This is a genomic window from Pseudomonas sp. GW821-FHT09E12, assembly GCF_059416085.1.
In genome coordinates this window covers 521,044-534,726 of the sequence record NZ_JBWKOM010000001.1, presented here as the reverse complement: position 1 = coordinate 534,726, position 13,683 = coordinate 521,044, and the positions used below count along the sequence as shown (strand labels likewise).

Sequence of the window (13,683 nt, the reverse complement as noted above, 5' to 3'; positions counted from 1 at the left end):
ATAAGCAAGAGGTCGTTCTGTTTTTCCCGTATTGAGATGGTTGGCGCCGCAAGTGCTGTGGGCAGGCTGTGCCTCCCCGTGGACTCAATCGGAAGACTTGACTGCGCACCCGGCCTTATTGGCACTCTCGCGGAAAACGGTAGCGGCATATTAGTGGCTATCCTGAGGTGTTTAAGGCTGGAAAAAAGATGACATTCGGCACGGCCGAGCGTCTGCCTGGAGGCGGCTGATCAGGTTGAAGAAGAAATCTCCGGGGCGCTTTTCCCCAGTCTCATGGGCTGTACTTATAAATGCATGGAGTAACAGGGTGTCGTGTAATGAATATGGGTTAAAAGACCCTGTTCGGCGCATTACGCAGAACTTTGCTAGTGTTTGTTGGAACTATCAGAGGCGCAACATAACAACTGTGCGTCATCGAACCAGAGAAAAGCAGCGCAAACCCAGCGGTGCCTGGGCGATTCGACTTGTATAACTCGGTTCCAACCTTTTGTATTTATCAAGGAAGTTGCATGTACTTGAGTCCGGCTTCGCTTAAGTTGCGCTGGTTTTTCGCGCTTTTACTGATGCTGCCGCTTTGGGGTCAGGCTGGAGAGATTCTGCCGTCCTGGCGCGACGGTCCTTCACGTGCCGCGATCATCGGTTTCGTCGAGGCGGTCACCGAGGAAGGCGCAAGAGGCTACGTGCCGCCGTCGGAGCGTATCGCTGTATTCGATAACGACGGCACCTTGTGGAGCGAACAGCCCCTCTACTTCCAGATTCTCTTCGCCTTCGCCGAGGTCAAGCGCCTTGCTCCCCAGCACCCGGAATGGAAGACCCAGCTGCCATTCAAAGCCGTGCTGGAGGACGATCAGCAAGCCCTGGCCACCAGCGGCATGCGAGGGCTGATGCAAATCGTAACCGCCACCCATACCGGCATCGATACCGAGGCATTCAGCGAAAACGCGCGCCGGTGGCTGGCCACTGCGGTGCATCCGCGCAGCCACAAGCCCTTCACCGAGATGGTCTTCCAGCCGATGCTGGAGCTGCTCGCCTTTCTGCGGGACAACGGCTTCAAAACCTACATCGTCTCCGGCGGCGAGGTGGCCTTCATGCGGGTTTTCGCTGAAGAGGTCTACGGCATCCCGCCGGAGCAAGTGATCGGCACCACCTTCGCCACACGGTTTCAGGACAAGGACGGACAGTTGTCGATCCAGCGCCTGGCGGAGCTGAAGCACAACGACGATGGTCCGGGCAAGCCGGAAAGCATCGAGGCGATCATCGGCAAGCGGCCGATCCTGGCTTTCGGCAACTCCGATGGCGACCTGCAAATGCTGCAATGGACAGCCGCAGGTTCGGGCAAGCGCTTCATGGGGTTGGTGCGTCACACCGACGCCAAGCGCGAGTGGGCCTATGACCGCCAGTCGCAGGTCGGCCGTCTGGACAAGGCCCTCGACGCAGCAACGGCCAATGGCTGGACTATCGTTGATATGGCATCCGAATGGCGTCGGATTTACCCCTTCGAAGCCACGACAACCGAATAAATTCAACAAAAAGCGTTACGCAAGACCCTTGATAGACGTTAGTCGTGTAACACGACAATTTGAGTGAGCAAAAGGAGCAGTCAGATGACTCGCATACGTAAATGGTTGCCCAAGCTCGCCTTGGTGGTGACCTCGGTTATGGCCGTTTCTGCAACTGCCGCAGCCGCTGAAAAACCCAACATCCTGGTGATATTCGGCGACGATATCGGCCAGACCAATATCAGTGCCTATTCGATGGGCGTGGTCGGCTACAAGACGCCGAACATCGACCGGATTGCCAAAGAGGGCATGATCTTCACCGATTACTACGCGGAGAACAGCTGCACCGCGGGACGCTCCTCGTTCATTACCGGGCAGTCGCCACTGCGTACCGGGCTGACGAAAGTGGGCATGCCAGGCGTGGCGGTCGGCCTGCAAAAGCGCGACATCACCATTGCGCAGGCACTGAAGTCTCAGGGCTATGCCACTGGCCAGTTTGGCAAGAACCACTTGGGCGACAAGGATGAATACCTGCCGACCAACCACGGTTTCGACGAGTTCTTCGGCAACCTGTACCACCTCAATGCCGAGGAAGAACCCGAGCGTCCGTATTGGCCCAAGGACGATGCCGAGTTCGTCAAGGCGGCCTCTCCACGCGGCGTGATCCACAGCTTCGCCGACGGCAAGATCGAAGACACCGGCGCGCTGAACAAGAAGCGCATGGAAACCATCGATGACGAGACCACCGCCGCCGCGCAGGCCTTCATCGAGAAACAGGCCAAGGCGGACAAACCCTTTTTCGTCTGGATGAACACCACGCGCATGCACGCCTTCACGCACGTTCGTGAATCCATGCAGGGGCAGAGCGGCATGCCCGGCAACGAGTATGCCGACGGCATGCTTGAACATGACGGTGACGTCGGCAAACTGCTGAAGACCCTGGATGACCTGAAGATCGCCGACAACACCATTGTCGTCTACACCACCGACAACGGCCCGAACCAGTGGTCGTGGCCGGATGCGGCAACCACGCCATTTCGCAACGAGAAGAACTCCAACTGGGAAGGTGCTTACCGCGTCCCGGCCATGGTCCGCTGGCCGGGCAAAATCAAGGCCGGCGAGGTGTCCACGGAGATGTTCTCCGGTCTTGACTGGTTTCCCACCCTATTGGCCGCCGCGGGCGACACCGGCGTGAAGGAGAAACTGCTCAAAGGCTGGGCTCCGACCTCGGGTGGCAGCAACTTCAAGGTGCATCTGGACGGTTACAATCAACTGCCGTACCTGACCGGCCAGCAGCCGAAAAGCGAACGCAAGGAGTTCTACTACTTCAACGATGACGGCGAGTTGGTCTCAATGCGTTTCAACGATTGGAAAGTCGTGTTTTGCGAACAGCGCAAGCGCGGTGGTTTCGAGGTCTGGAGCGAGCCGTTCGTCTGCCTGCGCGCGCCGAAGATCTTCAACTTGCGCATGGACCCCTATGAAAGGGCCGATGTCGTTTCCGACCAGTATTACGATTGGTCGGCGAAAAACATCTACATGCTGGCAGTCGCCACCATGAAGGCGTCGAAGTTCCTCGAAACCTTCGTTGAATATCCACCTAGCCAGAAACCGGCGAGCTTCAGCATCGATCAGATCCGTGCCGACGTAGACCGGCGGATCGAAGCGAAAATGGGCAAGAAAGAGTAAGCCCGAGTCCCGATACAGCGTGCGGTGGCTTCGCCATTGCACGCTGTATGTTCATGCCCTTCCGTTGGCGATACTGCCCACATGCGCCGTCGGCGCGTGATACCCCAAAGTCCTCATTGCAGATCTTTCACTGCAGTCCGCTGTTGCGCTGGCGCACGATTCAAGCAGCGCAGGTTTTGCCTATCAAGTCTCACCCTCTGTTACTCGATGCGGCACCGGAACGGCTAGCGCCTGTTCGTGGTACGCGCACAATTCCGGGGCTTTGTGCCTCCGTCCCTTTGCCTGACTTGAAGACGATCCTGGCCCGTGGGCCTGGTTGTCGCCTTTCACATGTCGGCGCCCTGACCGCGACTTTTGTGCTGTGCACTCATAGGCCACCAGGTTCAGCGAGATGTTCTGTATTCTCCACGGCGTTTCCCGCTCCTGTTCGACAACAGTGGTGCAGGCATCTGTGCCAGTTTCAGGAATTGGCCCATTACCCGGATGGCTCTTTAGAAGTGAGAGAAATCAGTGACCGGCACCGGGTTGATGCTTTTTCTGACTCCGCTATTGGTTGACCTTCGAGAGGCTTTTTCGAGCGCTTGCTGCCGGCGTTTCACCTGGAGAGCTTGGATCTGCGGAAGCACGGCAGCCATCTCCAGTCGCCTCTTGGACGCTGGCTGAGCGCCTCAACGGGGTGATACAGGAAAGATGGCGGCGATAGCGGTAGCGCGCATTTGATCATTACACTTCTACCCATGGTGCAGCATCGAGCGCGTCAGTTCCGCCGTGAACTGGAGCTTACGCCGTATTACCGAAACGGCTGGCACTAGAGGCTGAGAGTGTTCGGCAATTGTTGCAGGCTACTTGCCTGGATATGGCTCAAGAGTGATTTTTGAGTACTGGCCTGACCGCTCTTTTTCTCGGGGAATCCGCGAAAATGGTGTTTGGCCGTTACTCGAAAAATGGCGTGCGCCGTATAAGAGTGTGCCCGGATCGATGGAAATCGTGCGGTTCCTGCGTGCCGAAAAAAACCATCCCGATAGAAGAAAAATATTCATTTTAAGAGCATCTTCATCCTGCTGGATTAATCATTGTAATCCTGTGAAACTTCTCATTTTCACCAAAGTCATAGTCCTTTAGCAGCTGAGTTTTTTATTCGCCTTAAATGCGGTGTAGCTAATTTTTTTGGCGTCAGGATTGTGGCTGGCGTAAAAATACCATCAGGCAAAAATAGTACAAAAAGCGAAAGCACCGAGAGTTATATGAATATATTCATCAACATGAACACCTTTGTCACAGTCGTTGACGCCCTGAGTTTTTCCGAAGCCGCACGTCGCCTGGGTGCAACAAAATCTCAAGTAAGTCAACGTATTCAACAGTTGGAAAAACATCTGGGTTGTACCTTGGTCAGCAGAACTCGGCCAATCTCGGTTACCGATGCGGGGCAGTTGTATTACAGTCAGGCCGTTCATCTTCTGCAAGAACTGAAAAACTCTGAACAATCAGTCAGGCGGGCGAACGCTTTTCTCCAGGGGCGTCTATGCATTTCCGCGCCACTGGCATTCACTCCGCGTTATCTTGCGCCGATTTTCTCGAAATTTGCTAAGAAACATCCTGATCTGGATATTGACGTGCAAAGCACCGATAGCTTTGTCAGCCTCCAGGACCAGCACTTCGATATGGCCATACGTCTTGGTCGACTGGAAGATTCGTCTTTGGTCGCGAGAATCATTACGGATAATCATCACCTGATTTGTGCCAGTCCCGAGTATCTGGAGAGGAATGGCACGCCTCAACATCCAGAGGACCTCCAGCTACATGATGGGTTGATGTACTACAACCGTGAACCCAATGGTTTCTGGAGGCTCCCTTTTAATGGTCGGCAAGAGTCTTTTCGAATTCGCACGCGTTTACGCACCGATTCCGGACATCAACTGCTGGAAAGTGCCAAAGCCGGTATCGGCCTGGCCATTTTGCCAACTTTTCTCGCCGAAGATGCTTTGCTTTGCGGAGAGTTGATACCAGTACTTCAGCCTTATTCACCTTCGGGCGGTCATCTTTCGGTGGTCTACCGGAAAACCATAAAGACTCCTGATAAGATCCTTGCGCTGGCCAAGTTTCTTGGGGATGAAGTTGGTCATCCCGCGCCGTGGGACCGAAGGTTGTTAGAGCGAGGACTGTTTTACTAAGTACTCATGTTTTGTCTAGCAAAGGGGGCGGTCAAGATACCTGTAGTGTGTTATCAGAAAAAGGCGCTCGCCATAAAGCAGAAAAGCTGCATGAGGTAACTCATGCAGCGTGAGCACAGATTTTCCAAGTTTGAAGAGTATAGATTGCGCCGGCCGCGGTCGGCTTATTGAAAACTCACAGTTGTAGTAACGGCGATAAAATCCTTGACCACTTCAAGGTGGTCGAGGCGGGCATAACGGGTTCCCCACTCAGTGCGTTCAAACCCTGGGGGCTCAAGTTATCGGCATCTCGTTGAAAGGAAGGTAGGGCAGCGGTGAGTCTGCAGGTTCAATGGCTATCCGCGTTCCGCCAACCCGATAAAAATAGCGGGACAATGCGGACTCCTTTCCTGCTGTATCACTAAACCCGAGTCGATGAAGCCGGAGCTCGACAGGCCTAGCGCTTGCAATAGGGCCCAGCTGTGCAAGTCGCTCATGGCTGACGCCGTCTGCCCATGGCCCGTTCGTAGATACCCTGGCGGGCTTCGATCATCGGATCGGCGCTGGGGGCGATGCCATCCGGCAGGCGACCGGGATTGAAGTCCAGGCGTTGTTGCTCGGTTTGCTGGGCTTCGGGGGAAATCAGCCTGTCGAGGGTGAGGACACCCAGTTCAATCTCTTCGTTGGCTCGCGACCAGGGGATGGAACCGTCTTCGACCGCATCGCCCGGTGCCGCCAGTTGCAGTACCAGGCGGATCTTCGCCGGCCCTTTGCTCAGGCGTGTCGTCAGTTCGTCCCGCAGATAATCGTCAGGCATGGCCGCGGCCTGTTCGTCGCTCAGTGCGGGCTCGCCGACCCAGGGTTCTATACGGTAGCGCCCGATTCGACGCTCGCCTTTGAGGTTGCTGAACTCCAGCGCATTGACGCCGAAGTACTCGGTGGCGATGTAGCTGCGGGGGGCCGGTTTGGGCGTATCGAGAAACTGCCGGGCCCGCGGATGTTCAGCCAGGAAAGCGGCCAGAGGCGCCGGGTCGGGCGGCGTGGCCACGCTGGCCGCGATGCCTTGCAGAAAACTCAGGAAGTCCTGCGCAGTCGCGACCGGAAAGCCGTTGAACGAATGGGCAACGATATCGGTGGACTGCCCGTCGGGCAGAGAGAAGCGGATCGCCAGTCCGTGCGGGCTGGCCGTGGGGTCGCCGTCTCGGGTGCCCGGCAACCCGCTGAAATTGGAAAAGCGTACGCGTATCGGTATCGACCCCCCCTGAAAGTGCACCGCTCGGCTCACATTGGACGCGCTGCTGGTGGCGACGAAGGTTCCCTGCGCCAACACCCCCTTGGCATGAGCCACACGAAACCCCGCATGCCGGCCAAAGGTGGCGTAGAGGGCGTCGAGCAAGGCGTCGTAGAGCGCTTCCTGGCTCATGGCGGGACTCCTGATCGTGGTTGGATTGTCCCCGGCCCGGGCGGTGGCCAGGGGCATGCTCAATATCCCCAGCAGCAACGCGGCAACCAGGCGCCCTGGATGGTCCATAGGGCTCAGCCCAGGGACGGGAGAGAGGGATAGTCGGTATAGCCGCGGGCGTCGCCACCGTAAAAGGTGCTGCCATCAGGCTCCGCCAGAGGGGCGTCGAGGGCAAAGCGTCGTGGCAAGTCGGGGTTGGCGATGAACGGTTTGCCAAACGCCACGGCATCGATGAGCCCCTGCTCCAGCAGGCTTTGCGCGGAGCCCTGTTGATAGCCGCCACAGACCACGATCGCGCCGGTGAACGCCGAACGCAGCTGGCAGCGAAAAGCGGGCGGGTAGGGCGCGCCGGGCCATTCGGCAAGGTGCAGGTAGGCAATGCGCCGCACACTGAGCGCCGCGGCCAGGTACAGGGTGATGTCGCGGGCTTCGATATGGAAGTCCATGTCGTTGACGATTGGAGGGCACCAGGGTGACAGGCGGATTCCCACGCGCTCGGCGCCAATGGCAGCGGACACCGCATCGACGACTTCGAGTACAAACCGTGCGCGATTTTCCAGGGTGCCGCCATAACCGTCGGTGCGCTGGTTAGTGCTGACGGACAGGAACTGCTCGAGCAAATAGCCGTTGGCCCCGTGCAACTCCACCAGATCGAAGCCGGCGGCCATGGCACGCCTGGCGGCTTGTACAAACTCCTCGATCACAGCGGCAATACCCTCTTCGCTCAACGCTTGGGGTGGGTCGCAATTCACCATGCCCGGCAGGCCGTTCTCGTCGAAGGCGAAGGTCTTGGACCGCGCGCGAACCGCCGAAGGGGCCAGGGGGGCGTGACCCGCCGGCAGTACCGAGTGATGGGAGATGCGCCCGACGTGCCATAGCTGCGCCGCAATCAGCCCGCCATTGGCATGCACCCGATCGGTGACCAGTTTCCAGCCGGCCTGCTGGGCATCGGTATAGATCCCCGGTGTGTAGGCGTAACCCTTGGCTCCGGGAGATATCGGGATCCCTTCGCTGATCACCAGCCCGGCGCTGGCGCGCTGGCCATAGTATTCGGCGTTGAGGGCGGTGGGGATGTCGCCGGGCTGGGCCGAACGCGAGCGGGTCATGGGGGCCATCAGTACCCGGTTGGCCAGGATCACGGGGCCGATGTCCAGGGGAGACAACAGATTCTTGGTGTTCGTCATAGGGCATGTCTCAGCAGTGGTCCCTGCGCCAGAAGCGCAGGCGTATTGACGTTATTGGCGCGGGCCGATGCGTTCGCAGGTCGATGGCATCCGTGTGGTCAACGGTGTCCAGCCATTGGTCGTCGCTCCGGTTTCGTCTCGGGGCGTGCCCATGGCGTCAATTTCTGGTTCCTACGCAAGCACGGGCGATTTTCTTGGCCGCGCCACCGCGTGCCGCCATGGCGGCGGCCATCACCACAACACTGGCGAGTGAGGTACGGCGCTCGGGGTTGTTCAACGTCTTGTTCATGCATCATCTCCCTGTTGGACGCGGGGGGTGGAGCGTCTGCGTGACAGAGGCTAAAGCATGCTCAAGGCATCGAATAAGCCAGAAAAAACCGAATCATGGTTTCGCTTTTTGTGAACGCTCAATCGATTGAGCATGAACCGCCAGTTTCTGCTCCCATACCGATGGGCTGCCGATCTGTTCGCTCAGAAAGCTGATCAGGGCTTCGAGTTTGGGCGATGCCCTGTGGGACTGACGGTACACCGCCGAGATATTGCCGCCAGGAGGCGCGTGGGGTTCCAGCACCACCTTCAGTTCGCCGGCGATGATGGCGTCCACGGCGAGGAAGGTCGGCAGGATCGCCAATCCCATCCCGGCCTTGGCGCCTTCCATCAGCTGATAAGCGTTGTTGGTGCGCAGGCGGCACTGCACACGAAACGACTCAAGTCCCTCACCGACCGGCAAGCTCCACATGCCGTGGGGTTCGCGATGCACGTACAGCAGGCCGTAATGGCCGGCCAGGTCCTGGGGCGTTTGCGGAGTGCCATGGGCCGCGAGATAGTCAGGGCTGGCACAGATGACATGGCGGTTGACGGCGATGGTCTTGGCGATCAGGGAAGAGTCTGGCAGTTCGCCGAGGCGGATGGCGGCATCGAAGTTCTCTTCCTGCAGGTTCACGTAGCGGTCATCGAACTCGACGTCCAGGTGCAACTCGGGATAGCGCACGGCGAAAGAGGCCAGGATCGGCGTCAGGTAGCGAATACTGAACGCCATGGGCGCGGACAGTCGCAGGCTGCCGCGCAGGCTTGAGGTGAATGCCAGGACCGCGTCCTCGGCGTCCTCGACATCGGCCAGGATGCGCACGCAATAGCGATAGAACACCTGTCCTGGCTCGGTAAGGCGTAGCCGGCGCCCGCGCTCGAGCAGGATGCTGCCCAGGCGTTTTTCCAGTTGCTGGATCCGTTGGCTGACCATGGATTTGGCCGTCCCCAGAAGCTTCGCGGCTTCGGAAATACTGCCGGTATCGACCACGGCAACGAAGAAGTGCATTTCGGACAGTTTGTTCAAGTACCTTGCCTCCAGTAGGGGAAGTTCTTTTTTACTCTGGCATGACTGTGGGCATCTCGTCGCCGGGATTGACGCCTGCCTGGTTAGATTAACGGACGAAGTCTGTACCCACTTTGCAGGGGCGGCTCTTTTTATGATTCAGAGATTAAGAATTCACGGATCGGAATGCTCGAAGCCTATAACTTCGGGACGCTATACAGATCTCATGGGATGGGGGATATATGCAAGCGCCACTCCCTGATTTACTTGCCAGGGTTTCAGGCGCTTTTTCAAAGTGGCTCTTTGATAGATTGGCCAGAAAGCCCCTTGTCATGTCAAGAGGCTTTCTGATTTTGCGCACGTTAGTGATCAACAGCTCTTTTCGATTGGCATGTAACGATGCTGGCTACTTGCGTCATTTGGACGTTATCGCTTCTTTTATGAAGTCTATGCCTTCATTGATAGCCTGGTACCCCAAAGGGTGTTCTTCTTCATCCTTGAAGAACTGAATAAATCCATGTCTTTGGCCTTTGTAGACTTTTATTACAGTTCCTTCGCAGGCATCGGCATACTTCAATCCAGCATCGACAAGGGGGTCGTTATCGCCAACCGATATCAAGGAGGGAGGTAGATTGCTATGTTCTCCATAGATAGGAGACACAAGGGGATCTTTTTCGTCATAAGCTTCGCTGATGTAACTGTGCTTTATCATGTTCAGCACCTTTAAATCAGGAAAACTATTGCTCAACGCTCGCGTCAATGATGTTTCATCGATATTGACATCCAGCACTGGGTAGATCATCCAGCAGGCGCTAATTTCGTCTTTCTTCAAGAGATGGCTGATGCTCGATACAATATTTCCTCCAGCACTGTCGCCGATAAGGATTATTTTCTTCCCTTTGCCGATGTTCTCCTTTAGCCAGTGGAATGAGGCGATGACATCGTTCAACCCCGCTGGGGCCGGGTTCTCCGGGGCAAGCCTGTAGCCAACCGATAAAGTAGCTGCATTCAGCTTGTTGGCGATGTACCTGATCATGACATCATGGGTTTCAAGGTCCCCGGAAATCCACCAACCACCATGAACAAATAAAATGACGGCTTCATTTTTATCATCGATCGGCTGATAGAGTTTTGTGGGTATCAGCCGATCAGGAGATTGCGCCTTGATGTCGACGTCGTCAATTTTGCCAACCTCGTCTTTGCTTCCGGCCAAGGGAATCAAGGATCTGTAACTTTGCCTAAAGGATAAAGCCAGGTTTAACAAGTCATTGTGGTTTTCCATGTTGCATCCTCGGTGATGGGTACAGGCAAGGCGCTTAGATACAGGCCTTCATTGCCGGTTCCCTGCATCAAACGAAAAATGTCGAAGTGGAGCGCGCCGTCATTTCAAGTAGAGCGGGTTCCAGAGGATAGCACTTACCCTGATAAAAATACGTATCGCAAAATGATAGGAAGGGAAGGGAGTTTCATGCTATCCATGCCAGGGGTTCACGCGCAGATGGCTGGCTGAAATAATCTGGCCATGACCCGTCACCACGACGGAGATGCAACTCATGGGCAGCTGGAGCAGGAGCGTTGATAGCACGCTAGTTCCAACGCTGGATCGCTGCAAAGTAACTCCAGCGACACGTTTAAATGCTCGTGCAAGTTATTGATCCGAGGGCATATTATGAAATGCACACGGAGTGAGTGTCACGCTTATATAGGCTGGTTCCAGGGCTGTAAGTTTGAACGTTATTGTACTGGGTGATGCCATTTTGCCAGGCTGGCAACTACTGGTTAATTGATTTTGACAGGCGAAAGTGGCGGTGCCAGACTCTTTTCGTTTTATTAAGCCAGATCAAGAAATATCACTCCAAGGACTACTGCGGATGTAGATGCAGATACCTTCGACGCTGGCCAGGCTGGCAGGAATTTTACGAGGAAGCCCCCATGAGCAATCGACGTGAAGTACCAGGTATTCATGACTATGACGGCCCAGCGGGTGGATGGGGAGCGCTCAAAGCCACCGCGAAAGCGGTACGAGAGCAGTGGGATTCGCTGAAGGCGCCTATCACCCTGCTACACACTAACCAGCCTGATGGGTTCGACTGTCCAGGCTGCGCCTGGCCTGACAAAGAACATAAATCCACCTTTCAGTTCTGTGAGAACGGTGCCAAGGCCGTGACCTGGGAGGCAACCAGCAAACGAGCCCCTCCAGAGTTTTTCGCCAGCCACACGGTGACCTCGCTGCTGGACCTCAGCGATTATCAGCTGGAAGACCTTGGGCGCCTGACTCACCCCATGGTCTATGACCGTGTCAGCGATACCTACCGGCCCATCGAGTGGGAAACCGCGTTCACGCGAATCGGCGAGGTACTCCGAGGGCTGGATCCCGCCCAGGTAGAGTTCTATACCTCCGGCAGAGCCTCCAATGAGGCCGCGTATCTCTATCAGTTGTTCGCTCGGGAATATGGGACCAACAACTTTCCAGATTGCTCGAACATGTGCCACGAGCCAACCAGCGTCGGGCTCCCGCGCTCCATCGGCATCGGTAAGGGGACGGTCTCGCTGGACGACTTCGACCTTTGCGAGCTGATCATTTCCATCGGCCACAATCCTGGTACCAACCACCCCCGCATGATGGGGACGCTGCATGAAGCTTCGCGCCGCAAGGTTCCTATCATGGTGTTCAATCCGCTTCGCGAAAGAGCCCTTGAGCGTTTTGCCGATCCTCAGAACATGGTTGAAATGGCCACTTATGGCTCCACCCCGATCGCGTCTGCGTATTTTCAAGTCAAAGCCGGAGGCGACGCTGCCGCAATCAAAGGCATCATGAAGGCGCTGCTGGAGCTGGAGCGCAGCGTCGGCCAAGTGCTGGACCATGAGTTCATCGCCAGTCATACCCTGGGCTTTGACGCCTTGGTGGCTGACCTGGACGCCACCCAATGGCCCGCTATCGAACAAGCCAGTGGGCTGCAGCAGGCCGACTTGGAAACCGTGGCGGCAGCCTATGCAAAGTCCAATGCCACCATCGTCACCTATGGCATGGGCGTCACTCAGCACAATGAAGGTACCGCGAACGTCAGGTTGATCTGCGACCTGCTGATGCTGCGGGGCAACATCGGCAAGCAGGGCGCCGGTATCTGTCCGTTACGTGGGCATTCGAACGTGCAAGGTAACCGGACGGTCGGCATCACAGAGAAACCGTCACTTGGTTTTCTGCAGAACATTGAACAGGCATTCGGCTTCAAGCCACCGACCGCGCATGGTCATGACGCGGTAAAAGCCATGCAGGCGATGGTTGACGGCTCCTCCAGGGCGCTGATTTGCCTGGGGGGCAACTTTGCTGTCGCGCTACCGGATCCTGAGCAGTGTTTTCCGGCGATGGGCACGTTGGACCTGAGTGTCCACATCGGCACCAAACTCAACCGCACGCACCTTCTGGTGGCCAAGGAAACCTACCTCTTTCCTTGCCTGGGCCGGACCGAGGTGGATATGCAGAATGGCGTACCTCAGTCGATTACCGTTGAAGACTCGATGTCAATGGTGCACGCCTCGGCAGGCAAACTCTCCCCCGCGTCTGGCTCCCTGCGTTCGGAGCCGGCGATCATTGCGGGCATTGCCCATGCCACTCTCCCGACCACTCGGGTGTCCTGGTTGGAACTCGTGGCGGATTACGATCGGATCCGTGATCTGATCGAGAAAACCGTGCCAGGCTTCGAGCAATACAATGCGCGGATTCGGGTTCCTGGTGGTTTCCGCATGCCGCTTCCAGCCGCTGAACGCGTCTGGGCCACCCCTTCGGGAAAGGCTGAGTTTTTTGTGTTTGCCGGATTGTATGAAGACCAGAAGGTTGACGGCGATGATGTCCTGCGGCTGATCACGCTACGTAGCCATGACCAATACAACACCACCATTTATGCCCTGGATGACCGATACCGAGGCGTGTTTGGCCGACGCGACGTTTTGTTCATGAATCGGGCTGACTTGGACGCTCGCGGCCTGGCCCACGGTGATCTGGTCGATATCGAAACGGTCTCTCAGGACAGAACGCTGAGGTATGAAAAAATCACCGCAATCGAATACGAAATCTCCCAAGGTTCGATCGGTGCTTATTACCCAGAAGCCAACCGACTGGTCCCGCTGAACTACATCGACGTCGAAAGTGGAACGCCCTCTTATAAATCGGTGCCTGTTCGTGTAGTACGCTCACAGGCCAGTTGAGATAGGCGCCAAGTCCGGACTCCAGGTCAGGTTGCTACGGCCCGGGCTAATGCGGGGAGGTCGGGTGGGTCACCACTACGACCTCTCCGCGCTGAATGAGGGGGGCGAAGCGTGCGGGTCAGCGCTCCCTAGTCATTTCGCCGTGCCGTGCGGCGTGCTACGCCGGCAACGCTGACGGGGGTGA

At 56.8% G+C, this 13,683-nt stretch carries 9 protein-coding genes; 4 read left to right on the top strand and 5 right to left on the bottom strand.

Features of this window, described 5'->3' with window-relative positions; all coding sequences use genetic code 11:
* Window positions 1-509 precede the first annotated feature (509 nt).
* The 3 genes from AC07PQ_RS02440 (at window position 510) to AC07PQ_RS02430 (ending at window position 5,356) form a co-directional block, all read left to right on the top strand.
* Window positions 510-1,520, top strand: coding sequence for an HAD family hydrolase (locus AC07PQ_RS02440; RefSeq protein WP_007924416.1), 1,011 nt, complete (start codon window positions 510-512; stop codon window positions 1,518-1,520).
* A gap of 84 nt (window positions 1,521-1,604) precedes the next feature.
* Window positions 1,605-3,185 (top strand): arylsulfatase, encoded by a 1,581-nt coding sequence (locus AC07PQ_RS02435; protein WP_007924414.1) that lies wholly within the window; start codon window positions 1,605-1,607, stop codon window positions 3,183-3,185.
* Window positions 3,186-4,429: 1,244 nt separating this feature from the next.
* The gene (locus AC07PQ_RS02430; RefSeq protein WP_007924412.1) at window positions 4,430-5,356 is read left to right on the top strand and encodes a LysR family transcriptional regulator; all 927 of its coding nucleotides are present in this window, start codon (window positions 4,430-4,432) and stop codon (window positions 5,354-5,356) included.
* Window positions 5,357-5,828: 472 nt separating this feature from the next.
* On the opposite strand, the gene AC07PQ_RS02425 is transcribed toward AC07PQ_RS02430, so the two are convergent.
* The 5 genes from AC07PQ_RS02425 to AC07PQ_RS02405 form a co-directional block, all read right to left on the bottom strand.
* Window positions 5,829-6,758: a catalase family peroxidase gene (locus AC07PQ_RS02425; protein ID WP_007924408.1), complete on the bottom strand. Its 930-nt coding sequence runs from the start codon at window positions 6,756-6,758 to the stop codon at window positions 5,829-5,831.
* Between the two features lie 113 nt (window positions 6,759-6,871).
* Window positions 6,872-7,981: an alkene reductase gene (locus AC07PQ_RS02420; RefSeq protein WP_493184556.1), complete on the bottom strand. Its 1,110-nt coding sequence runs from the start codon at window positions 7,979-7,981 to the stop codon at window positions 6,872-6,874.
* A gap of 157 nt (window positions 7,982-8,138) precedes the next feature.
* The gene (locus tag AC07PQ_RS02415) at window positions 8,139-8,270 is read right to left on the bottom strand and encodes a hypothetical protein (RefSeq protein WP_007924406.1); all 132 of its coding nucleotides are present in this window, start codon (window positions 8,268-8,270) and stop codon (window positions 8,139-8,141) included.
* 93 nt (window positions 8,271-8,363) lie between these two features.
* Window positions 8,364-9,314, bottom strand: coding sequence for a LysR family transcriptional regulator (locus AC07PQ_RS02410; protein ID WP_493184557.1), 951 nt, complete (start codon window positions 9,312-9,314; stop codon window positions 8,364-8,366).
* A gap of 394 nt (window positions 9,315-9,708) precedes the next feature.
* A complete protein-coding gene (locus AC07PQ_RS02405) occupies window positions 9,709-10,575 on the bottom strand; it encodes an alpha/beta hydrolase (protein ID WP_007924404.1) in 867 nt (288 codons plus the stop codon).
* A 650-nt stretch (window positions 10,576-11,225) separates the two neighbouring features.
* On the opposite strand from AC07PQ_RS02405, the gene AC07PQ_RS02400 reads away from it, so the two are divergent.
* Entirely contained in the window at window positions 11,226-13,499 is a 2,274-nt protein-coding gene (locus AC07PQ_RS02400; RefSeq protein WP_493184558.1) for an FdhF/YdeP family oxidoreductase, read from the top strand.
* Window positions 13,500-13,683: the final 184 nt, after the last annotated feature.